Source organism: Pantoea sp. PSNIH1 (genome assembly GCF_007680655.1).
In the GTDB taxonomy this organism is placed as follows: Bacteria; Pseudomonadota; Gammaproteobacteria; order Enterobacterales; family Enterobacteriaceae; genus Pantoea; species Pantoea eucrina.
On sequence record NZ_VEIP01000001.1, the window covers coordinates 1,042,195 to 1,065,714 of the forward strand.

The 23,520-nt window shown below is 55.0% G+C and carries 19 protein-coding genes and 3 tRNA genes; 6 read left to right on the plus strand and 16 right to left on the minus strand.

All coding sequences use genetic code 11. The features are described from left to right. Window positions 1-35: 35 nt before the first annotated feature. Window positions 36-1,166 carry a glucans biosynthesis protein MdoC gene (mdoC, locus tag FS690_RS04890; protein ID WP_108569412.1) on the plus strand — a complete coding sequence of 377 codons (1,131 nt, stop codon included), beginning with the start codon at window positions 36-38 and terminating at the stop codon, window positions 1,164-1,166. 31 nt (window positions 1,167-1,197) lie between these two features. Here mdoC and FS690_RS04895 read toward each other — a convergent pair whose 3' ends face one another. After that, window positions 1,198-2,658 (minus strand): phosphatidylserine/phosphatidylglycerophosphate/cardiolipin synthase family protein, encoded by a 1,461-nt coding sequence (locus FS690_RS04895; RefSeq protein WP_039383744.1) that lies wholly within the window; start codon window positions 2,656-2,658, stop codon window positions 1,198-1,200. A gap of 148 nt (window positions 2,659-2,806) precedes the next feature. Here FS690_RS04895 and FS690_RS04900 point away from each other — a divergent pair, with 148 nt between their 5' ends. Continuing rightward, window positions 2,807-3,949, plus strand: coding sequence for a beta-glucosidase (locus FS690_RS04900; protein ID WP_104084763.1), 1,143 nt, complete (start codon window positions 2,807-2,809; stop codon window positions 3,947-3,949). On the opposite strand, the gene FS690_RS18340 is transcribed toward FS690_RS04900, so the two are convergent. From FS690_RS18340 to FS690_RS04920, 5 genes are all read right to left on the minus strand, one after another. Then, window positions 3,937-4,110, minus strand: coding sequence for a hypothetical protein (locus FS690_RS18340; RefSeq protein ID WP_158086437.1), 174 nt, complete (start codon window positions 4,108-4,110; stop codon window positions 3,937-3,939). The two genes, FS690_RS04900 and FS690_RS18340, sit on opposite strands and share 13 nt — an antisense overlap. Before the next feature lie 326 nt (window positions 4,111-4,436). Further along, the gene (locus tag FS690_RS04905) at window positions 4,437-5,810 is read right to left on the minus strand and encodes an efflux transporter outer membrane subunit (protein ID WP_039383739.1); all 1,374 of its coding nucleotides are present in this window, start codon (window positions 5,808-5,810) and stop codon (window positions 4,437-4,439) included. Continuing rightward, window positions 5,807-6,898: an HlyD family secretion protein gene (locus tag FS690_RS04910; RefSeq protein ID WP_145339148.1), complete on the minus strand. Its 1,092-nt coding sequence runs from the start codon at window positions 6,896-6,898 to the stop codon at window positions 5,807-5,809. The genes FS690_RS04905 and FS690_RS04910 overlap by 4 nt, the downstream gene beginning before the upstream one ends. A gap of 11 nt (window positions 6,899-6,909) precedes the next feature. Next, window positions 6,910-8,580, minus strand: a complete 1,671-nt coding sequence (locus FS690_RS04915) for an MFS transporter (protein WP_104084761.1) — start codon at window positions 8,578-8,580, stop codon at window positions 6,910-6,912. 2 nt (window positions 8,581-8,582) lie between these two features. Further along, entirely contained in the window at window positions 8,583-9,014 is a 432-nt protein-coding gene (locus FS690_RS04920) for a MarR family winged helix-turn-helix transcriptional regulator (protein ID WP_039383731.1), read from the minus strand. Window positions 9,015-9,444: 430 nt separating this feature from the next. On the opposite strand from FS690_RS04920, the gene FS690_RS04925 reads away from it, so the two are divergent. After that, on the plus strand, window positions 9,445-10,944 hold the full coding sequence (locus tag FS690_RS04925) for a SulP family inorganic anion transporter (protein ID WP_039383728.1): 1,500 nt from the start codon (window positions 9,445-9,447) through the stop codon (window positions 10,942-10,944). 176 nt (window positions 10,945-11,120) lie between these two features. Then, a complete protein-coding gene (locus FS690_RS18345) occupies window positions 11,121-11,291 on the plus strand; it encodes a hypothetical protein (protein WP_039383726.1) in 171 nt (56 codons plus the stop codon). A gap of 102 nt (window positions 11,292-11,393) precedes the next feature. On the opposite strand, the gene FS690_RS04930 is transcribed toward FS690_RS18345, so the two are convergent. The 7 genes from FS690_RS04930 to uvrY all read right to left on the minus strand — a co-directional run bounded on the left by FS690_RS04930 (window position 11,394) and on the right by uvrY (window position 18,190). Continuing rightward, on the minus strand, window positions 11,394-14,189 hold the full coding sequence (locus FS690_RS04930) for a hypothetical protein (RefSeq protein ID WP_145339149.1): 2,796 nt from the start codon (window positions 14,187-14,189) through the stop codon (window positions 11,394-11,396). Window positions 14,190-14,650: 461 nt separating this feature from the next. Then, window positions 14,651-14,736: transfer RNA gene (locus FS690_RS04935), tRNA-Leu, on the minus strand. 11 nt (window positions 14,737-14,747) lie between these two features. Then, window positions 14,748-14,821 (minus strand) — tRNA-Cys (locus tag FS690_RS04940). 42 nt (window positions 14,822-14,863) lie between these two features. Further along, window positions 14,864-14,939, minus strand: a tRNA-Gly gene (locus FS690_RS04945). 149 nt (window positions 14,940-15,088) lie between these two features. Next, entirely contained in the window at window positions 15,089-15,637 is a 549-nt protein-coding gene (gene pgsA / locus FS690_RS04950; protein WP_039383718.1) for a CDP-diacylglycerol--glycerol-3-phosphate 3-phosphatidyltransferase, read from the minus strand. 68 nt (window positions 15,638-15,705) lie between these two features. After that, window positions 15,706-17,538 carry an excinuclease ABC subunit UvrC gene (uvrC, locus tag FS690_RS04955; RefSeq protein WP_039383716.1) on the minus strand — a complete coding sequence of 611 codons (1,833 nt, stop codon included), beginning with the start codon at window positions 17,536-17,538 and terminating at the stop codon, window positions 15,706-15,708. Further along, on the minus strand, window positions 17,531-18,190 hold the full coding sequence (gene uvrY, locus FS690_RS04960; protein WP_039383715.1) for a UvrY/SirA/GacA family response regulator transcription factor: 660 nt from the start codon (window positions 18,188-18,190) through the stop codon (window positions 17,531-17,533). Before uvrY ends, uvrC begins: the two co-directional genes overlap by 8 nt. A 401-nt stretch (window positions 18,191-18,591) precedes the next feature. Here uvrY and FS690_RS04965 point away from each other — a divergent pair, with 401 nt between their 5' ends. Further along, a complete protein-coding gene (locus FS690_RS04965; RefSeq protein ID WP_039383713.1) occupies window positions 18,592-18,819 on the plus strand; it encodes a DUF2594 family protein in 228 nt (75 codons plus the stop codon). Between the two features lie 29 nt (window positions 18,820-18,848). Here the strand turns inward: FS690_RS04965 and FS690_RS04970 are convergent, their stop codons facing one another. From FS690_RS04970 to FS690_RS04980, 3 genes are all read right to left on the minus strand, one after another. Continuing rightward, a complete protein-coding gene (locus FS690_RS04970) occupies window positions 18,849-19,460 on the minus strand; it encodes an acyl-homoserine-lactone synthase (RefSeq protein WP_071668718.1) in 612 nt (203 codons plus the stop codon). 123 nt (window positions 19,461-19,583) lie between these two features. Further along, the gene (sdiA, locus tag FS690_RS04975; protein ID WP_104084758.1) at window positions 19,584-20,306 is read right to left on the minus strand and encodes a transcriptional regulator SdiA; all 723 of its coding nucleotides are present in this window, start codon (window positions 20,304-20,306) and stop codon (window positions 19,584-19,586) included. An 824-nt stretch (window positions 20,307-21,130) separates the two neighbouring features. Beyond that, entirely contained in the window at window positions 21,131-21,829 is a 699-nt protein-coding gene (locus FS690_RS04980) for an extensin family protein (RefSeq protein WP_039385784.1), read from the minus strand. Between the two features lie 286 nt (window positions 21,830-22,115). Here FS690_RS04980 and cycA point away from each other — a divergent pair, with 286 nt between their 5' ends. Beyond that, window positions 22,116-23,507: a D-serine/D-alanine/glycine transporter gene (cycA, locus tag FS690_RS04985; protein WP_039383706.1), complete on the plus strand. Its 1,392-nt coding sequence runs from the start codon at window positions 22,116-22,118 to the stop codon at window positions 23,505-23,507. Window positions 23,508-23,520 lie beyond the last annotated feature (13 nt).

Here is a 23,520-nt window from a genome sequence, read left to right on the forward strand (position 1 = left end):
GTGAAACCAGCCTGTATAGGATGAACCGGAAGCTTATGAGCGCTGTAAAACCTGAACGCGAATATTTTCTCGACTCGATTCGAGCTTATCTGATGCTGCTGGGGGTGCCGTTTCACGTCTCGCTGATCTACTCGACACAGCGCTGGTCCGTAAACAGCCAGGATGCCACGCTGTGGCTGACCATTTTTAACGATTTCATCCATGCATTTCGCATGCAGGTGTTTTTTGTTATCTCCGGCTATTTTTCCTACATGCTCTATCTGCGCTACCAGCCGGCACGCTGGCTGAAAGTCAGGCTGGAGCGCGTGGGTATTCCGCTGCTCGCCGCTATCCCGCTGATTACGCTGCCGCAGTTCTTTCTGCTGAAATATCTCACTCACAAGCTTGATGGCTGGGATCGCTTTTCAGCGTATGACAAATACAATGCTCTGGCGTGGGATCTGATCTCGCACCTCTGGTTTCTGCTGGTCCTGGTGATCCTGACGGCGCTGGGTATGCTGACATTTCGCTGGCTGCACAACCAGCAAAGCAGGCGTAACTATCAGCAGACAGGCTGGGGTAGCGTAACGCTGGCCCTGCTGGGCTACGCGCTACTATGGTGCCTGCTGCGTCGCACGCTGCTGCTGCTGACGCCGGGCATCATGATGGATGGACTCTTTACCATTGCGGTCATGCAGACGCTGACGTATCTGCCGTTCTTTATGCTGGGCGCGCTGAGCTGGAAACATCCGCCGCTGAAAGCGCTGTTTGTGCGGTTCAACCCGCTGATCTGCTTTGGCACCGTGCCGGTCTTTATCGCCTACTACCTGAATCAGCGCTATGGCAACGGCGACGGCTGGCTCTATGAGACCGATATGCTGCTCTCAACGCTGATGGGCGTGTGCATGCTGAACGTCTGCTATAGCGTCGGGCACCGCCTGCTGAACAGCCACTCTCCGCGTATCGTTTATCTGGTGAACGCCTCGCTGTTTATCTATCTCGTCCATCATCCGCTCACTATCCTGTATGGGATATATGTGACGCCGCACATCAGCAATAACACGCTGGGTTTCTTTGTTGGGCTGATAACGGTATTTGCCGCAGCGTTTGCGCTTTATGAGATCCACCTGCGTATCCCGCTGCTGCGCTTTCTGTTTTCCGGCAAAAAGGCGGCGCAGAAAGGGTGAGGCTGCACCGGCGGCGCGTTTCAGCGCGCCGCTACAGCAGCCACTCTACCGGCAGGCGCCACACCAGCCGCACCAGCAGGCGCTGCAGCAGCGTTGACTGCGGTTCATGTTTATGTACCACTTCTGCGCCCTGCTCATCCTGTTCTATCCAGTTCACCCGGCCCCACTTGTCCAGCCGCAGCGTCCAGGCCCGATGTTGCATACCGCGACTGAAGCGATCATGCGTCTGGCGCGCCAGGGCTTCACTCTCAATGACCAGTCCCATTTCAGTGTTCAGCACCGCAGAGCGGGGGTCAAAATTAAATGAACCCACAAAGACTTTGCGATTATCAACGGTAAACGTTTTTGCATGCAGGCTGGAACCAGAGTTACCCGTTAACCCGCGATCGTGCGGAGGTTCGCCGGCGTGTGCCTGAGGTTTCAGCTCATATAGCGCAATACCGTGGCGCAGCAACTTTTTTCGCCAGCGCGCATACCCGGCATGCACCACGGTGACATCATTGGCCGCCAGTGAGTTGGTCAGCACGGCGATACGCACGCCGCGCCGGCGCAGTGACAATAGCTGCGCCACCCCGGCGCGGGTCGGGACAAAATAGGCTGAGATAATATCGAACTGCTGCTGTGGCGTGCCGATGACCTCCAGCATCCGCTGCGGCAGCAGGCTGCTGCGTCTGGCTTTGCCCAGCCCTTTGCGCGGATCGTCGCTCAGCAGGCGCGCCTCAGCCCAGGTCATCGCCAGCGCGCCCTGCTCCAGCTGGCTGACAAAATCGGAGTGGTTAAGACGCGCCAGATAACGCTGCACCGCCTCGCTCTGCTGCCACTCCGGCGGCAGGCGCACCGCTTCGCCCTCATCGCTGCGCACGTCCACTACGCTGCGCAGCGGCGATACCGCCTGGCTATGCCAGTAGCGCTCGAAATCTGCGGTAACCTCATCGACAACCGGCCCGATGGCCAGCACGTCGAGATCGGTAAACAGGGGCTCATTGCCGGTACCAAAATATTCATCCCCGACGTTGCGCCCCCCCACCAGCGTTGCGGCGCCATCTACCGTCAGACTTTTATTATGCATCCGGCGATTGAGGCGCGCGAAGTCAGTCAGGTAGCCCAGCGCGCGCAGCGTGCGGAATGAAAAGGGGTTAAACAGCCTGACCGAAATGTTCGGATGACGCTCCAGCTCCGCCAGCGTGTTATCCAGCCCCGGCGTATTGTTATCATCCAGCAGTAAGCGCACCCTGATACCGCGCCCGGCAGCGTCCAGCAGCGCGCTGAACAGCAGGCGTCCGGACATGTCGTTATGCCAGATGTAGTACTGTACATCGATAGTGTGCCGCGCCATGCTCATCAGCAGGTAACGCGCAGCAAACGCGTCAAGCCCGTCGTTAAGCGGATGGATGCCACTCAGGCCGGGATGCTGCGCGCACTGCTGCGCCACGCTTTGCCGTAATTCATCGCCCGCGGCTAACTGGCCGGGCAGCGCTGCTGCTTCGCTCATACTGGATCCCTGAATACGTAATCACGCTTATTATTGGCATTGTCGCTGTGGCAGGCAACCTGCACGCCTGACCGGCAGAGCCGGCTGCTAATTTAGTCTAGACTTAGCCCGTGGTTCTGCATCGGGCGATTACCCTGAGGAGTGAAATATGACCGCGTTACTGCCTCATTATCAACCCCGGCTTTTTCGCAGTTTTTTTCAGGGCAGCTTTCCCTGCTCTACCGCCTGTCGCAGCGGCGGCCGCCGTCTGGATATGGTTGTCAGTAGCGGACACGATATGCTGCTGGATAAAGATTACGCCGCGCTGGTGCGGGAAGGTTTGCTCACGGCGCGCGACGGTGCGCGCTGGCATCTGATTGAAGCGACGCCTGACCACTACGACTGGCGCTCCTTTCTGCCGATGATCCATGCGGCCGCACGCCACAATATGCAGATTATCTGGGAGCTGGCGCATTTTGGCTATCCGGCGCACCTCGATATCTGGAAACCGGCGTTCGTTGAGCACTTTGCCCGCTATGCACGCGCTATGGCACAGCTGATGCGCGATGAGGGCGTGGAGCAGCCGTTTTTTACCCCGATTAATCAAATCTCATTCTGGGCCTGGGCCGGGGCGGATGTCTCATGGCTCGATCCTTACGCCAGCGAACGCGGACGCGATCTGAAGCGCCAGCTGGTGCGCGCCTCGCTGGCCGCGATGCATGCGATCCGCGATGTCTATCCTGAAGCTCGCTTTGTGCTGACCGATCCGCTGGTGCAGATCGCTGCGGACCCGGATAAGCCAGAGAGTGCCGGGCATGCTGCCCGGCAGCATGAGATGCAGTTTGAAGCGTGGGACTGGCTGGCCGGGCGCGCTGAACCGGGACTCGGCGGACAGGCGGACTTTCTCGATATTCTGGGCCTGAACTACTATCCCGACAACCACTGGTTCTGGTCAGGCGATACCCTGCCACCCGATCATCCGCAGCGTCAGCCCCTGCACCAGCTGCTGCTGGCGTGCTGGCAGCGCTATCAGCGTCCGCTGCTGCTGGCGGAAACGGGGGCTGAAGGCGATGCGCGCGCGCCATGGCTGCGGCACGTCAGTGCGGAAGCGCGGCTGGCGCTGGCTCAGGGCGTTGCGCTGGAGGGAATTTCACTCTATCCGGTGGTGGAGTATCCCGCCTGGGCGGACGATCGCCGCTCTCCCGGCGCCCTGTTCGGGCTGGGCGATCCTAACGGTAATCGTACTCTGCATGAGGGACTGGCCCTGGAGCTGCGCGGTCAGCAGATCAAATGGCAGCGTCAGGAGCGCTGAGCGTGACGGGAAGCGGGCGCACAGCTTCTGGCGTCCTGCAGCGTATCGGCAGGACGGCGCACATCGGTAAGCCAGGTCATGGTAACAAGAAAAATCACGCCAATCAGACAGGCACAGAGTAAGGCGATGATAGCGATCAGTTTATCGTCGCGAGCGTCCATTTAGCTCTCCTTGCAGGCGTTGATACTGCGTTGCAGGCGTTAGCTCATCCACAGAGTGAGCATCAGGACAAAGATTATAAGCGTTACCGAAGTGACCGCAAGAACCACGATAGCGAAGTGCGCATCATCAAGCGGTTGACGGTGAGACTCGTCGTTATCGTCAGGTGGGGCCGGCAAACTCATGAAAACTCAATAGCGTAAGCAGAATCAGGGCAAAATTGCGCGCTGAGTGTAATGGAAAGTGATAAATATTTCACGACTATTTCTGTGCGAAACAGATACCGCGCGTGACTTTATCACTTTCCTGCTACCGCCAGGATCCCGCTTCAGGCGGCGTGCCAGCCGCCACCCAGTGCCCGATAGAGATCGATTTGCGCCTGCAGCAGATTATTTTTCACCGAGACAATATTAAGCTGCGTGCTGAACAGCGTACGCTGTGCATCAAGCTCATCAAGATACGAAGCATAACCATTCTGATAGCGATTGCGGGCAATCCGGTACGCTTCCGCTACAAACTGCTCCTGCTTTTGCAGTTCCGCCAGCTGCTCCTGATTACGGCGGATCGCATCCAGCGCATCCTCTGTTTCTGAGAAAGCGTTACGCACCGTTTTTTCATAGCTGTAGAGCGCCTGATTGCGCGTAGCCATCTGCACGTCAACCTGTGCCGTCAGCGCTTCGCGATTAAGCAGCGGTGCCAGGATACTGCCCCCCAGACTCCAGAGACGAAACGGATTATCCAGTAGCGTGTGCAGCTCGCTGCTCTGCAGCGTGCCGCTGGCGGTGAGGTTAAGTGAAGGCAGCAGTCTGGCGCGTGCGGACGCCAGAGAAGCATCTGCCGCCAGCAGCTCACGCTGCGCCTGAACAATGTCGGGACGCCGGTTCAGCAGCTGCGACGGCAGCAGCGCGGGCAGAGCGTGCGGCCGGATGTTGTCAAAGCGATGGCTGCGTGCGATTTCACGCGGGTTCATGCCCGCTAGGACGCTTAATGCGTTCTCCTGCTGCGCGATCTGATGCTGCAGCTGCGGAATTTGCGCGCTGGCCGTCTGGTACTCTGACTCCGCCTGCATCCACTCCAGTCGCGACGTATAGCCGGTTTCAAACTGGCGCCGGGCAAGCTGGCGGGAGTTTTCGCGCGTTGCCAGCGTCGCCTGCGTCACGCGCAGCTGTTCATCCAGCGAGGCAAGCGTAACGTAGCCCGATGCCACTGAGCTGGCAACGGTAAGCTCAGCCGCCGCCGCCGCAGCGCGCTGCGCCTCCAGCGTCGCCTCCGCCGCGCGTATGCTGTTACTGCGGCTGCCCCAGAGATCGACCTCATAATTAGCCTGCAGTAAACCCTGAAACACTGCGCTTTCATAAGGCTGGCCGGTTGCCGCCGAGAGCGAACGCTGACGGCTGGCAGCCACACCGGCAGAGAGCGCCGGAAAGTTATCGCCCTGCGCTGCGCGCACCTGCGCCCGGTACTGATCGACCCGCGCCCGGGCAAGAAGAATATCGCTATTATATTTCAGTGCCTGACTGACCAGACGATTCAGATCGCTGTCGCCAAAGGTGCGCCACCATGCGGCTTCCGGCGGCGCCTGCGGTCCGGTCCGATCGCGCCACTGCTCCGGGATGGGCAGCGAAGCGGGCGCTTTTTCAACCTGGGTCGCACAGCCGCTGAGCAGCAACAGCGCAAGTGATAAAGGTAGCAGCGGCTTCACGGCGTCTCCTTCGCCGGCTCTGCGGCAGTATCGATGCTGACCTCCACTGACATGCCCGGACGCAGCAGCTGCTGCGCATCGGGATCAAGGCCGATCCGTACCGGAATGCGCTGCGCAATCTTCACAAAGTTTCCGGTGGCATTGTCGGGGGAGATGGCGCTGAACTCTGAGCCAGCCGCAGGAGAGATAAACTCTACTCTGCCGCTGAAGCGCCGGCCGTTAAGCGCATCAACGCTAAACGTCACCGGTAAGCCCGGGCGAATATGTGCCAGCTGCGTCTCTTTAAAATTGGCAATCACCCACTTTTTATCCGGCACCACCGAAGTGAGACGCGTACCGGCGGTAACATAGGTTCCTTTACGCACGGAGAGCTGTCCCAGCTGACCACTATCAGGCGCCACAATCCGGGTGTTAGCAAGGTCGATATTCGCCAGCTCCAGCGCCGCACGGGCGTTAGCCACGTCAGCTTCCAGCGAAGCGCGGTTTACTACCACCGTTTGCAGATTCTGTTGCGCTACGGCAACCTGCGCTTCGGCCTGCCGCATCTGCGCCTGCGCCTGCGCATCCGCGGCACGCGACGCATCACGCTCGCGCACCGAAAGCGACCCATCCGACGCCAGATTTTCCACCCGTTTCAGGTCGAGCCCGCTTTTCTGCCTCTGTGCCCGGGCATTCTCCAGCGCGGCTTTATTGCTGAGAATGGTCGCTTCAGCGCTTTTTCGCTGCTGCTGATTATTTTTCAGTGCCGCCACTTTCATCTCCAGCTGCGCCTGAGCCTGATGCACGCGCTGACGATAGATATGATCGTCAATGGTCATCAGCAGCTCGCCCTGCTTCACCGGCTGCAGATCCACAACTTCAACGCCGGTCAGATAGCCGCTGACCTGCGGACTGATAAAGGTGATCTGACCGCGCACATAGGCGTTTTCCGTGGTCTGTACGCTGCTGGTAAACGGCCAGAGCTGCCAGGCATAAAGAATTACCAGCACACCCACAATCACAATTCCCGCGCCAGCGGCGATAGAAAGCGTGCGGCGGCGATGCGCACGTTCGCGCTCAGCCACCTGCAGATCATCCTGTTGACTCATCTCTTCTCCGTTTAGTTCGCTGAGGGCGCTGTCTGACGCGGCTCATCATGATGATTTTTCGCCTGCCGCCACGCAAGATAACGCTGACGCGACAGCCGCCATAATACCCATAGCAGCGTGCACATCGCCAGGGCTGCCGTGAGCAGATAAGTGTCATTATACGCAAGGACGTTCGCCTGCAGCGTGGCGACGGTCTGCAGCTGGATGCTGCTCTGGGCGCCCAGCAGCACGCTATCGGTCAGCTGACTGCGAAACAGCGCGCTGTACTGATCCAGCCGTTCCGTCACGTTAGGATCGAGCTGCGAGAGTTTGTCGGCCAGCAGGCTGGAGTGATACTTCTCCCGCCAGGTCTGAAACGTTCCGAGAATGGCTGAACCAATCAGCCCGCCCAGATTCTGGCTCATACCAAACAGCACCACAAAGCTGACCAGGTTTTTCGGCTGCGTCACCACGCTGCCGATCCCCAGCAGCATCGCTGGCGCCAGGAAAAAGGCGCTGCTGAAGCCCAGCAGGAACTGGCTAAAATAGAGGTTGTGCGCGCGCGTCAGCGGATTTGACTGCGCGTCCATCAGCGAAGCCACAATCATAATCGCCAGCGAGGTCACAATTGGCCAGTTAAGCTGGCCAGGCTTGATGGTCAGCGCACTGGCGATGATGCCGCAGATGACGCCGGCAATAATGGCCAGCGCCAGGCCATGCAGCTGATCGTTAAGCAGCCCCAGCTGCTGCAAAAAGCCGATCGCCCCGGTGTTCTGCTCAGCCAGCACAATACGGATCATGATCATGGCGATACCCAGCCGGACAATCATGCCGCTACTCAGCCAGCGGGTGTTGATCAGTGGATTGGTCCGGTTATGCTCCACCACAACGGCTGAAACAATCAGCACCAGCGCCAGCACCAGACAGACGCCCAGCCACGGCGTGGTAAACCACCATTCGATGCGTCCCAGTGACAGCACACCGCACAGCAGCGCCATACCCGGTGCCAGCAGCAGAAACGTGACAAAATCGAGTTTTTCAAACGCTTTAATGCGGTCTCCCGGGGGCAGCCTGACCACCAGCACGCAGCCGAGCGCAATCAGCGCCAGCCCAAGCTCAAACAGATAGAGACCACGCCACTCCTCCAGCTGCAGCAGCTCGGTAGAAAAGAGTCGCGCCAGCGGGATCGCCAGCTGGGAAGCCGTGATACCGATCACCAGCGCTTTCAGCCGGTGTTTTGCCGGCCACGCCTGTACCTGATAGTAGATCCCCAGCGAACTGAGCGCGGCAGCCACCATTCCGTGTGCGGTGCGCACAATGATGGCGGAACTGAGATCGTTGGCGAACAGATGAAAAAACGCCACGATGACATACAGCACCAGAAACGCTTCGGTAAACAGCCGCAGGCCAAACTGCTGGCGAAATTTTACCAGCAGCAGGTTAATTGAAATGTTTCCCATCACATAAACCGCCGGCAGCCAGGCGATCTCATTGCTGTAAGCGGCAAACGTCCCCTGCAGATTGGTCAGGTTTGCCGTGACCAGCGCGTTGCTGAGCGCGCCGGTCAGCGTGATCAGCAAGCCAATCAGGCCAAACGCGACGCGCTTGCCTGGCGAATGCAGCGGCGTGGAGGGGGAGCCTGGCAGCATCGGCTTTTCATGCGGCAGCCATTCCCGCTGCGCGTAGGGATTACGTCTGGCCATGCTCAGGCGCTACCCAGACGATCGAGCAGCTGCTGCAGCACCGTCTCCGTGACAGCCAGCGCAGCGGGATCGATATCAGCCAGCAGCTGACTGCGCAGATCGTCTGCCTGCGCTTTGACCTGAGTAAACGCCTGCTCGCCCTGCGTCGTCAGCACCAGCAGACGTTTACGCCGATCTTCGGGCGTTTGCAGACGAGCCAGCAGCTGCTGCTTCACAAGCCGATCCACCAGTGGCACCACGCTCGCGTCCTCCAGACCCAGCTGCTGCGCCAGCGCTTTCTGCGTCAGCGGCTGACTGGCGGTGGCGACGCTGGCAATCGCCATCCAGCTGCTCATACTCAAATCGCTCTCTTTCAGCCGGCGATCGACCGCCAGCCGCCATGCATGAGCCGTCTGATGTAAAAGCCGGGAAAAGGGCTGCGGGTAGTCGGTCAAGATTAGCCACCTAATGGTTAGATACCTAACTAAAAGAAGGCGTAATTATAATTCACGCCGCTATAAAAGGGAAAAGGTTGTATCGATTTGAGATAAAAACCTGTACATGTCAGACCACAGCCTGCCGTAACCCCCGCTAACCGGCTAATATCGCACAAAATGCTTAAGAAATTAGTTGTACACAAACCCTTTTTTTGTATAACTTTAGCGCCATGAATCGGCTGACGATTCAGTAACGAATGATGCTTTTGCGTCGCCTCTGCAGGTGTTTTTGGATTTCCACCTGCAGAGGTTATTTTTTTACCCTGCTGCTCTCTCTCTTTCGCTGGTCTGGGCCACCAATGACCGGTAACATTCGCACGCTAAACATCCTGTTTTTCTGCTGCCTCGCTGCCGCATACGCTTTATAACTTAAGAGTCCGCACACGTTATGAATTCACAAACCGATCGCAATAGTGCTGACGCGGGCGATTTAACGGTCGCCCGCGTTCTGCGTTCACCCGCCCTGCTTACCCGCGAATGCCTGGCCGGGGTGATCACCGCGCTGGCACTCATTCCTGAAGTTATCTCTTTCTCTGTTATTGCGGGCGTTGATCCTAAAGTCAGCCTGATCGCTTCGGTCGTGCTCTGTCTGACGCTCTCACTGCTGGGCGGGCGTCCGGCGATGGTGACCGCGGCGGCCGGTTCAGTGGCGCTGGTTATTGGCCCGATGGTTCATGCGCACGGCGTGGCCTATATTCTGCCTGCCGTGATTCTGGCGGGCATTATTCAGATTGTGTTTGGCGTCACCGGCCTTTCGCGCATGATGCGTTATATCCCGCGTTCGGTGATGCTGGGCTTTGTCAACGCGCTGGGCGTACTGATTTTCTTTGCGCAGGTGCCGCACGTCTGGGGCCACTCTGCGCTGGTCTGGGGCCTGTTTGCCGCCACGCTGGCCATTGTGCTGCTGCTGCCGCGCGTACTGAAAAGTGTTCCCTCACCGCTGGTTGCCATTGTCGTGGTTACCGCCGTCGCTCTGCTGCTCGGTTATCGCGTACCCAGCGTGGGCGATGAAGGTCCGATGAGCGCCGGGCTGCCCGGGTTTACCGAACTGCTGGTGCCGCTGAACCTGCAGACGCTGCAGATCGTCTGGCCCGCCGCGCTCTCCGTTGCGTTTGTTGGCCTGATGGAGTCGCTGCTGACGGCAAAGCTGGTGGACGATCTTACCGACACGCCATCAGGAAAACGGCGCGAATCCTGGGCGCTGGGCATTGGCAATATTCTCGCCGGTTTCTACGGCGGCATCGCCGGCTGCGCCATGATTGGGCAGACAATTGTCAACGTCGAGCTGGGCCGCGCGCGTACCCGGATTTCAACCATAGCGGCGGCACTGGTACTGCTGCTGCTGGTGACTGGCCTGAGCCATATCATGGCGCAGATCCCGATGGTGGTTCTGGCGGGCATTATGATGGTGGTGGCGGTGAAGACCGTTAACTGGCACAGCCTGCAACCCGCAACGCTGAAACGGATGCCGTGGTCAGAGACGCTGGTGATGGTGGTGACTGTCGCGATCACCGTCTGGACCAGCAACCTGGCGATTGGCGTGCTGCTCGGCGTGATTCTGGCCATGATGCTGTTTGCCCGGCGTATCGCCCATGTTATTCATGCCGAGCGCACGCTCAGCCCGGAAGGGGATCGGGTTCACTACACCGTACGCGGTCCGCTATTTTTCGCCAGCAGTAATGACCTGTTCGAGCACTTTGATTATGGCCACGATCCGAGCCAGGTCACTATCGATCTGACGCACGCTCAGATCTGGGACGCCTCCAGCGTCGCCGCGCTGGACGCAATCGAATACCGTTATCAGCGTCACGGTGCCACAGTTACCTTTACCGGTCTGGATAACCGCAGCAGCGATTTTCGCGATCGCCTGAGCGGCAACCTCGGTTAATCCGCCTGTCAGCAGGGCGCCTCTGAGCGCCCTGCCCGCGCGCTCCGCGCTGTTTCTGCCCGTCCTTATGTCTTAAATCTCCCGTTTCGCTTGCAAGTTAGCCCTTCAGCGGCTTTGCTTAACGGCGCAACGCGCTGATTGGCAGGCGTATAAAAGTAGTTTATTAAGGGGATTGTATGTCGTGGATTATGAAAGCAGGTCTGGTAGCGGTTACGCTTTTTTCACTGGCAGGCTGCATGCAGCATAGTGATGCCGTGGGTGCCGACGGTCGTCCGCACGCACCAAGTAACCAGCCGGTGCCAGGCGCCAGCGAAGGCGAAGGCCCGGTCGGCCAGCCGCAGGGTTAATTTTCGCTACCCGGCTGCGCCGGGTAGTTATTGCCCGTTCGGGGTATTGACAGGCTCTCTTTGCTGACATTCCGCGTATGAAATCGGGGTTAGCTGTTAGCTTTACTCTTTGCCGACTTTGTCATAAGCAGACCGCGCAAGGGCTATTTTTTGCGGCTCTCTCTCAGCTCTTCTCTCCGATGACAGGTCCTGAAGCCCGTGAGTCCGGTTAATATCAGGGAGACGCTCTGTCATGACTTCCTGAGCTAATTGGCCTAACAACGTATCTACTTCTCTCTCATCCGGTCGCGCTACGGATACCTTTTTTTCTATCAGGCCTGCTACCTGATTGAACAGGTGCTGCTCTTCAGCAACCAGCTTTTCAGTAACCCTCTCCATGTCAGTCAGACGTTGCTTTAGCTCTCCCTCAGTGAGATTTTTCTGCAGAGCCCAGGTGAAAGCCGTAATAGCAGCGTCAGCTTCATTTCTTAACCGGTCTGCCGTACTGATAATCGGCCCCAGATTAGCCGGCACACTCATCTTACGCGCTGCAGCCGTTCCGGATTTGGCTGCCAGCGCTTGCAGTATGGCCTGCATTTTCTTCCCCATCTCTTCTCTTGTACTCTGCCAGGCATCCATGCGGGCATGATAATCCCGGCTGACACGGGCATCGATTTCGCTTCTCTCACGGGCATGTCTGGCCCTGAGATCCTGCCCCCCGGCAACCATATTATCAACGTGGCGATTGAAGGCGTTCCACGCCTGGCGGTCCGCTTCCCTGCGTTTTGCCCGATCTGCTGCTGCCTTAAGTGTCAGCCTTTCTCTGTCCTGCTGAATATTCCTGTCTCGTCGCGAAAGAAGCCCGGTCAGCCTCTGCTCTTTCTGTATAAAACCTTCACGAGTGCTCAGCTGGGTCAACTTTTCTCTGATGCGCTCAGCTTCAGGCGATGGCGCTGCAGACGATCCGGGCTTCCATGCCGTGCCGATGTCAGGATCCCGCTCCAGCTCCGCAGATAATGCGCGCGCAGCTCGCTGAGCCTGCGCACCCTTTCCTGCCGTACTCAAAGTGCGGATCAACCCATCATTCCAGGGGTGCATATTTTGCTGACCACGGTTTTCCAGCAGATGATCCTTTAGCGGGTTGAGCATTGAGGCCAGGGGGGGGTCGCCTGTCGGGTTTTCTTCACTTTTAAGGGTATCGTCTAGTGTCTCAAAGTAATCCGTCGCCAGAGCCTGGCTGAACTCACTGCTCATTTGTGAATAGCCGGCAGGGGAAATATCTTTATCTAAAATAGTCTCAAGCATCTCTTTACCCGGATGGCGCGCCACATCAGCCAGCTGCGGACCCAATTTAAGCAGGGCATTGAGTTCGCGCTGCCGATCCTGGTTCGGCATTCCGTGCTGATGTTTCAGCGTTGTCAGGGTTCTGATTGAGCGTAATTTCTTTATTTCAGGTGAGGCGATCTCAGAAGAGGGGTTATCCGGCGCTGAAGCGAGAACAGCATCGCCGGCCGGCAGTGCATCGGACCAGGCTTTTTTCAGCTGAGAAGCGGTGACCGCAAAGCCAGCCTCTTTTAAATCCTTTAATACCTGTTCTTCACTGCGGCGGGAGGGTAAATCAGTTTCCTTTAGCCAGGCGCTCAGTGCTGAGCGCGTTACCGCACCACTGCTGCTGCTCGCCAGTGAGGCTAAGGGCGTCGGCCTGTCCGGCAAGACGGTTTCAGCGGATTTTGCGAAGGCTGACGCATCGGGACAATGGTTGCCGATAACTCTGAAGTTGCTTTCGTTTACGTACTCAAGGCTATTTTTACTGACCAGAATATGGGACAACCGTATATCGGAGGTGTCAACCAACCGGATTGACGTATCCGGAAAAATCCTGCCTATGATTTTTTTTAACTTTGAGCGGGTATTTAACTCTTTATCAGACACGCCGATTTTATAAACAGAAAATGGAGAAGCGACAATAATCTCAATGGGTTTATTCGGGTTAAGCGCTTTTATTTCTTTCAGTACATCTTTAAGGGCGTTCTTATCTGTGGCTATTGTTAAGTGCGCTCCTGCTAAAAAATTTTCATGTCTGAAAGTAATCGTAAGGCAGCTGCTGACTCCCGGATAGCAGATACGATCGCGGGCTACGCCGGTTTTATCTTCTCTGAGCACCACGGCTGCCGCAACAGGCTCCTGGTCACGGGCCGCAACATGCGTAGTAACCGGCTGCGCCGCTTCACCAAAAGCCAGTTTATACGGGGGTAATTCGCCATATCGATAGCCATGACGTTTACCAATATAAAAAAATTCACGCTCTCTGTTGTTGAGCTGATCGAGAGCAGAAAGCAGCGTTAGCTTGTCTATCTTTCCTGCTTTGAGCAATCGCCCGCCATGCTGCAGTATCAGTTGTGGTACGGAAATAAACTCGTTTTTATCCGCCTCACTATCAGCATCTACTTTGAGGAGGAGTTTCCCTTCTGCCATAAATTTTTTAGCTGTTTTCTCATGGCTACTGAAAGATAATATGGCTCCCTGGCTGCTGTGCCCGGCAGTATGCTCAAACAACTTTGCCAGATAATCATCAAAACATTCCTCCTCGTTTTCCTGCGTATTGCGGGTTACCCCCGCGCTCGTCACAGTATGCGGATCCGCATAGTGGGCACGATACAGAAACCCATCTTTTATAGCGTAATCGGCGTCTCTTATTTTCTGTTCAGAATCAAAACAGACATCCCGCTTATTAAAAATATTGCTTAACAGCGTTCCCGACTGGTTTTTTTTCAGCGTTGCCGCCAGCGCCAGGTGCTTTATGACATAGGGATCGCTAAAGAATGAGTCCAGAGATACACAGCCCTCTGGTGCCGTGGCATCAGCCGGAGGCAGAGCAACAGGAACAGACTGCGCCGATGCTTTGTTAATAGTAAACATAATAATCTCCATATCTTTACTGGCTTCGCGCCGGGATCCCTTCCGGCAGCAGCAATCACATTTTAAAGCGCAGACTTCTGACGTGAAAACCCGGAAAAATTGGGTTTATCGATAAGGTGGATGACTGGTTTGCCCGAAATCCGCGATGCGGCAAAAAGTATAGATGCGGCTTTTGAAGAACAACTTTCATAAATCGACCATTAACTACGCTATGCAGCGTTGCCAGCACCTGCCCGGTGCTTTATCAATTAATCGCAGGAAAAACATGAATCATGTCACCTGCGCAGGTTCTGTTTTGCAGTGAAAGATCAAAAAGGCTGTTATCCAGGTATTATGATTTGGGATTGGTTATACAGGCACGCACGGTGGGGCGTCAGGAATGAAAAACAGCAGACACAAAAAAACCGCCTGAAGGCGGTTACGACATTACTTATAGCGCTTTTTTAATTCGGTGTTTTGTATGGTGCCCGGGGCGGGACTTGAACCCGCACGACCATAAGCCGAGGGATTTTAAATCCCTTGTGTCTACCGATTTCACCACCCGGGCAGGGTGTAAACTGGAGGCGCGTCCCGGAGTCGAACCGAGGTAGACGGATTTGCAATCCGTTGCATGGCCACTCTGCCAACGCGCCTTTATTCTGATGTGCAACCGGTCAGTGACCCATTGCTGAAACTGGAGCGGGAAACGAGACTCGAACTCGCGACCCCGACCTTGGCAAGGTCGTGCTCTACCAACTGAGCTATTCCCGCATAACTGCTGCTTTACCGAACTTGCTGTTTTTATTCAGCTTCTTGCAGCTGTGCTGCCGTTCGATGCGATGCATTCTACTTATCTCACGCAGTGAGTCAATAAAATTATCACCCACTGCGTCTGTTTGCTGCTTTTTGAATCGTATCGATCAGCTATCGAGCAGATCACCGCGTGCTGCGCTCAGATACTGAAACATCGACCAGAATGTCAGCACTGCCGCGATATAGAGTGCGACCACGCCAACGCCTACTACCGTAGCATCAGGACGCCACAGCAGCGCAACCAGTGAGAGCATCTGCGCCGTGGTTTTGACTTTACCAATCCATGAGACGGCAACGCTGCTGCGCTTGCCAATTTCCGCCATCCATTCACGCAGCGCAGAGATAATAATCTCGCGGGCGATCATGGTGGCAGCAGGCAGGGTTATCCACCACGCGTGGAAATATTCCGCAACCAGCACCAGCGCCATAGCGACCATGACCTTATCAGCCACCGGATCGAGAAATGCACCAAAGCGCGTGGTTTGTTTCCAGCGACGCGCCAGAAAGCCGTCAAACCAGTCCGTTATGGCGGCAATAACAAAAATCAGCGCTGTCGCAAAAGGCGCCCAGTAAAACGGCAGGTAGAACGCCAGTACAAAAAAAGGAATCAAAAAAACGCGAAACAGGGTAAGACACGTTGGGATGTTATATTGCATATGCCAGTAACTGTCTGGTGTGTGTAGGGTTTAACGTATGTTCCTACATTGCCCCCCCTGTTTCAATGTTAGTGTTTCAGCGAGTGGTATATTTTTTCAGCCAGGGCAAAGGAGATACCGGGCACGCGGGCGATTTCATCCACGCTGGCGTTCATCAGCGGCTGCAGGCCTCCCATATATTTCAGCAGCTGCTGACGCCGTTTAGGTCCGATGCCTTCAATACTTTCCAGCGCGCTGGTGTTCTTCACTTTGGCGCGTTTTTTACGGTGGCCTGAAATTGCATGATTGTGAGCATCATCACGAATATGCTGAATGACATGCAGGGCTGGCGAATCCGGCGGCAGAGAAACGCCCTCACCTTCCGCTTCAAAAAACAGCGTTTCCAGTCCCGCCTTGCGATCGCTGCCTTTAGCGACACCAAGCAGAATCGGGTGCTGTTTATCCCAGCTGACATCCAGTTCCGCAAATACCTCTTTCGCCTGCGCCAGCTGACCCTTACCGCCATCAATCAAAATGACATCCGGAATTTTATCCTGCTCCAGCGCTTTGCCATAACGGCGGCGCAGCACCTGATTCATCGCCGCGTAATCGTCGCCCGGCGTGATCCCTTCAATATTGTAACGCCGGTAATCAGAACGCAGCGGGCCATCCTGATTAAACACCACGCAGGAGGCGATAGTCTGCTCACCCATGGTATGGCTTATATCAAAACACTCCATGCGCTGAATGCTCTCCAGCTTCAGCCAGGAAGCCAGCGCGGCAAGCCGCTGCTGAATAGTGGAGTGCTGCGACAGCTTAGTGGTCAGCGCCGTTGCCGCGTTGGTGCGCGCCAGCTTGAGATAGCGTGCCCGATCGCCGCGCGGCTTGGTCTGTATATTGACTTTGCGACCAGCCAGCGTACTGAGTGATTCAGCCAGCAGGTTGCGTTCTGCCAGGTTAAAATCCAGCAGGATCTCTCCGGGCAGGGTGCGCGCCTCGCTTCCCTGCAGATAAAACTGCCCGACAAAGGTCTGCACCACTTCCGTCAGCTCAGTGTCAGGCGGGACTTTGGGGAAATAGCTGCGGCTTCCCAGTACTTTCCCCTGGCGGATAAACAGCACGTGCAGACAGGCCATGCCCGCATCATAGGCCACGCCCATGACATCAAGATCGTCACCCTGATTTGAGACAAACTGTTTTTCAGTAATGCGGCGTACGGCCTGAATCTGATCGCGCAGCCGCCCCGCCTCTTCAAAACGCAATCCCTGACTTGCCGCCTCCATATGCGCTACCAGCTGGTTGATGACCTGATCATCTTTACCGGCCAGAAACAGCCGCACATAGTCTGTCTGCCGGGCATACTCCTCTTCGCTGACCAGACCGGCTACGCACGGACCGAGGCAGCGTCCAATCTGATACTGCAAACAGGGACGCGAGCGATTGCGATAGACGCTGTTCTCACACTGGCGAATAGGAAAGACTTTCTGCAGCAGGCCCAGCGTCTCGCGTACCGCATAGCCATTTGGAAACGGACCGAAATATTCCCCTTTGGCGTGTTTGGCACCGCGATGCATCGCCAGCCGGGGGTGCGTATCGCCGCTAAGAAAAATATATGGATACGATTTATCATCGCGCAGCAGCACGTTATAGCGTGGCTGGTAAAGCTTGATGTAGTTATGCTCCAGCAGCAGCGCTTCTGTCTCAGTATGCGTGACCGTAACGTCGATATTGCAAATATTACTGACCAGCACATCCGTTTTACGGCTGCCAGTCTGCGCACGAAAGTAGCTGCTGAGGCGTTTTTTAAGGTCTTTGGCTTTACCGACATAGATCACCGTACCGGCCGCGTCATACATTCGGTAGACGCCAGGCTGGCTGGTTACGGTGCTGAGAAAGGCTTTGGGATTAAAGAGTTCACTCACTACTTATTAATGGCTCCGCGTTGAACAGACCATGACGAATGGCCAGATGCGTTAACTCTACATCACCGCTGATGTTTAGCTTACTGAACATACGATAGCGGTAGCTGTTAACGGTTTTCGGGCTCAGGTTCAACTGTTCGGATATCTCCGTAACTTTTTGTCCCCGGGTAATCATCAGCATAATCTGCAATTCCCGTTCCGACAAACAACTGAAGGGCGATTCCGCTTTCTGCGGCTCGATTTGGCTCAGCGCCATTTGCTGAGCGATATCTGAGGCGATATAGCGCTGTCCAGCGTGGACGGCGCGAATGGCGCTGACCACCTCCTGAGGCGCAGCGCCTTTGCTCAGATAGCCTGAGGCGCCCGCCTGCATTACCCGGGCCGGCAGCGGGTTTTCGGTGTGAATAGTCAGCATAATGATGCGAATATCGGGGTTGTAGCGGACAATTTTGCGCGTCGCTTCCAGTCCGCCGATACCCGGCATATTCATGTCCATCAGAACGACATTCACCGTGTGCTGACGGCACCATTTTACTGCATCCTCTCCGCACGCCGCTTCGCCGGCAATGACCAGTCCTTTGATATCTTCCAGAATGCGACGAATACCGGCACGTACCAGTTCATGGTCATCAACAAGCAGCAGGCTGATCAACGGGACATACTCCGCAGGTTAGAAAGGTAATTAAAAAAGAGCGTAATCTTAGCGTTTTTTATGCGCATTGAACATCAGACATACCAGAACAACCTGCGACGCAATGATCTAAATCAAATAATTAAATCTTTTCAGAAAAAAATCCATTTTCTGCAAACTAAACAGCTTTTTTATTTAACATTTCATTGAATAACAGCATGTTGTAATAAATCTGCCTGTTTTCTTTTTTTAAGCCGAAAAAGTATCAGGCGAGCCAAAACGGTCTGCACTGCCCTGCCTTTAACTGGATCGAATAATGATTTTTCTGGCCTCTGAATGAGAAAGCAAACCTATGATATACTCTCTGTTTTATGCACGGAAAGACAGAATCTGTGTAAATCGATACCACCAGGGAGTTGAAGATGAGTGATGAAGATTTCGTAACGTCGCGTGACACTCAGGCACTGGCTGATGAAGTTGCCTGCCTCAAAATGATGATTACTCTGATTCTCAAAGGCATGGGACAGGCAGACGCCGGTAAAGTAATTATCAATATGGAACGCTATGTGCAAAATGCGCTGGCTGATAAGCCCCAGGCTGAAGTATTCAGCAACACGATCCGTCAGATCAAAACCGCTTACCGTCAGTAAGCGGCCAGCCCCGTGCGCTGCACGGGGTATTAATTGTGCGCCTGCCAGTTAACGGAGACGCCGAGCGAAGGCAGCACCTCTTCCGGACTAAAGCGCCGCGTGCCGCGATATTTTTCCGCCAGTGCCGGCTGTTCAACCGGGATACGGATAGCGAACAGATTATCTTCCGACTGGATCAACCCTGGCGTCAGCGGTTCATAAACCACATTATGCTGTGCAAACATCTTCTCCAGCATCGGCGTGGCCGAGCTAATCAGATACTCCATGCCGCTCAGCTCTGCCAGCTGCACCGAGTGCCACAGGATATTCAGCGGTAATTCCGCATCCACCTCCAGTCGTGCTGAGTAGCGTGACATCTCCCAAACCTTATCCTGCGCAAACGGCAGAATAATACCTTCAGCCACTTCCGGTTCATGCCACGGCAGTAATCGCGCGCAGCCACAAATGCCTTTACGTGCATTCCAGGCGATAAGCCAGGTCACGTCTGAACGGTCGTAGCGATCGTACTCCTGCCCCGGTGTGCTCAGCCGCGGAGGAATTGACCAGCCTTCGCCACGCGCAAACACGCTATAACGATAGGTACCCAGTTCGGCTAGCAGTGAGGAAGGCATATCCTTTAGCTGTGTTTGAATTATTTTCATCATGCGCCTCTGACATCCCCATGTGTGCAATGATTTTTATCGTGCCAGCCTGGCTAAGTTTCCGGCGCAGGGTAGACAACTCAATACGGATAGGGAACTACCAGTATTAGTAGTTGCCTTTTGCTATATCAGACCTGTCGCTGCGGCATAACACGCTATCTGCGTTTTATTTGAAACGTTAAAACGTTTTTGCATGTTTTTTTGGTGAAAATTCACCGTATGTTCTGATATTGCCAAAATAAGCGAAATCTCTGCCGAGGTTTTTCCTTCAGCTGTCCATTTCAAAATTTCCAGCTCCCGCTCGCTAAATCCCTTAGCCAGCACCACCATTGAGCTATCTTTTAAGCGCTCAAGAACCCGTAAGCTCAGGTCCGCCAGAAAGTTTATCTGTACCTCAAGCTCAACGGTGCGGTGCCTGGAGCGTCCGGGCTGACGTGATGCTATTGATAATATACCAATGGCACGATTTGATGCCATCGCTGAGCAAGAAAAGCCGCTCAGGAGTCCCGCTGCCTGCGCATCTGGCCAAAGATTAGCCGCCCCGGTGAAAATCTCAGCACACCACTCAATCCCTTTTCCGGGCTGCTGACAAAGCCGCAGTACAGGATCGACGGCATAGTAGTTATGCCGCTCATAATGCAGGATCCAGGATTCAGGGTAGGTGCTGAACAGGAAAAAACGCGGTCGGGTGAAGGGAACCGGCTGCTGCACAAAAAAGGCAAAGAAGTCGAATCCCAGAGCGACGATTTGCTTTTGCAACAGTGCTTTTAATTGCACCACCTCCGTCAACCCCTGAAACGCTTTTGCTGTTTCGGCTCGCCAGACAAAATAATTATCGGTAGTCATTATTATCCTGACGTATTTAACGTCTTTTATTAACCTGATGCTTGTCCGATTATATCGGTGAGACGTAATCTGAACAGAATGAATAAAAGGCTCCTGCTGTAGATTGCGTTATACAGCCGGAAAGTTATCGAATTGTTGCCATAAAGCGAGCGCCGCAGTGACCTGACTGCCAGGCCTCAGGCGCTTAAGATACGTGAAACCAGCATAGGATTTTTCTGATAAAGTTTCAATCTCCCACCCATTAAAATTAATTATTAGATGGATAAAAGTTTAGCATCGATTTTAAGTAAAATAATGATTAGCAGAGACATTCACCTTCAGTTAAAAGCGCTAAATGATTTAGTCATGGACGGTTTTTAATTCCACTGATAAATAAAGTTACCTCCGGCAATCGGCAACCCTGAGCTATCTGTATCCGCACCACGCTGATGCCTGCGCCATGCGCGACTACGCATTTTATCGGCATAAACTGCCTGCCGCAGTTGCATACGCTGTCATCAGCCGCTGGAATGAAAACAGAGTGAGGCGGATAACCAATATAATTCTGTTTTAACGCGATGATGTCCGCTGCAGATAGCCTGAACAATCTGACGCTGGCACCCGATTTTTCTTTTGGAGAGTAAATAAATTCACCGGAGATATCTCATTATTAAAACAGATGAGTGTTATTTAAGGCAGACTTATTTCAAACATAAAAATTAGTCGGGTAATGGTTCTCATTTGTAATCACGCCTTCTGCGTCTTTGAGGGACTGGATCTAAAATAGCGTTGGCGCAAATTAACTATTAAGCCTGCCCGGCTTTTAAAATTAACAGCCTGCCGCATCAGCGGCAGAATCCACCGCCGCGCATGCCCAGATGAAAGTGTGTGGTATGAGCTGCGTTGTAGTCTGGTCCCAGTGCGTTTCCAAAGCTGGCACAGCCGTTGCGCCAGAGTGCATGCAAACCCGCCGCGCTGCTGGCGGGCTGCTGCCAGTTTCTGGCGACCCGTAACCAGCGGCCATCGGCCAGCTGAAAAGCGGTGACATCCCACGCCTCTGCCGTAGCGTGTTCGCTGCGGCGTCCCTCCTGGCGATGATAGACGTTGCGGCAGGCGTAGCTGCCAACATGCTCAATACGCCGCAGCGGACTGGTGATACCCGCCTGCTGTAATGCAGCATTACTGCGCGTGACATACATCGTACTTGCCACGGCCATCGGACAGCTGGCAAGAAAACTGCTGCTGAGCGTAACCGGCCCAAACTGGCTGATACGAACCGGCTGTTCAATTGTGCAGTTACCCCGCACCGGAGGCGTCGTGCGAAAACTTACCCGTCCCTGCGCACTGGCGCGCTCCAGCACCGCCAGACAGGCGGCTGGATCGTGACGCAGTTTCTCCAGCTTGTAACGTGTTATCCAGCCTGGCGCATCCGTGACGTTAAGCGGAATAAACGGATTCCACTGCGCCGGAAGCTGCGATTTCAGCCAGGGCAAACTCCACCACCCCACCAGAGCAATTATTCCTGTCGCAATGAGTGCGCGCACCATCTCTGCCTTATCACTTTGCAAACCTGTGACTAAGTGTAGCTGGCTTGCCTCATCTGCCTGTTCTTCCGGGAAAAAGTGCTGCTTATTTACGCAAAGTGACTAAAAGAGCAACCATGTAAATATTTGCTGACAGAGCAAAAAACGCAAAAGGTCACAAAGGTTAAAAAACAATTACCAGACCCGGTGGCCTTTCCTCTATCTTATGCGCTCTTGCCCTGTGCAAAGGCACGTATTTCAACAGCCATCAGAGCTGACACAACATCAAGACAGGAAAGCTATCTTTATGGTTGATCAATCCAAAGCAGCCCTCAGTGAGGCTGAACAGCCGGAAAAACTCCGGCGCAACCTGCATAACCGTCATATTCAGCTTATTGCGATTGGCGGCGCTATCGGAACCGGGCTCTTTATGGGGTCAGGCAAAACCATCAGCCTGGCGGGGCCGTCGATCGTTTTTGTTTATATGATCATCGGCTTCATGCTGTTTTTTGTTATGCGCGCAATGGGAGAGCTGCTGCTCTCTAATCTGGAATATAAATCGTTCAGCGATTTCGCGGCCGATCTGCTCGGCCCGTGGGCGGGCTATTTTACCGGCTGGACCTACTGGTTCTGCTGGGTCGTTACCGGCATCGCTGACGTGGTCGCCATCAGCGCCTATTTTCAGCTCTGGTTCCCCGGATTCTCTATCTGGATGAGCGCGCTGCTGTGCGTCTTTGTCTTTCTGGCGCTGAATATTGCCACGGTCAAACTCTTCGGGGAAATGGAGTTCTGGTTCGCAATTATCAAAATTGTCGCCATTGTTGCCCTGATTATTACCGGTATTGTGCTGGTCAGTACGCACTACCCTTCACCCGGCGGCAGCACGGCATCGCTCAGTAATATCTGGCAGCATGGCGGGATGTTCCCGAAAGGGCTGAGCGGCTTTTTCGCCGGCTTCCAGATTGCCGTGTTCGCTTTTGTCGGTATTGAGCTGGTAGGCACCGCCGCGGCAGAGACCAAAGATCCGCACAAGGTCCTGCCCCGCGCCATCAATGCCATACCGCTGCGCATTATTATGTTTTACGTTCTGGCGCTGCTGGTGATTATGGCCGTTACGCCATGGAATCAGGTGATGCCGGATCGCAGCCCGTTTGTAGAGATGTTTGTGCTGATTGGCCTGCCCGCTGCTGCGAGCATCGTTAACTTTGTGGTACTGACCTCAGCGGCCTCGTCAGCCAACAGCGGCATCTTCTCTACCAGCCGCATGCTGTATGGCCTGGCAGAACAGGGGGTAGCGCATAAGGCGTTTGGTCGTCTCTCCGCGCGCGCCGTGCCCACCACCGGCCTGTTCTTCTCCTGTCTCTGCCTGCTGGGCGGCGTCGCGCTGATCTACCTGATCCCGGACGTGATGACAGTGTTTACCATGGTGACCACGGTATCCGCTATTCTGTTTATGTTTGTCTGGACCATCATTCTCTGCAGCTACCTGGCCTACCGTAAACAGCATCCCCAGCGTCACGCGTCGTCAACGTTTAAGATGCCGCTGGGCAAGATTATGTGCTGGGTCTGCATGGCATTTTTTGCTTTCGTGCTGGTGCTGCTGACGCTGCAGGAGGATACCCGTCAGGCGCTGATGGTTACGCCGCTGTGGTTTATGCTGCTCACCATGGGCTGGCTGCTGCGGCGCCGTAAAGCCTGATCCCCTTCTGTTT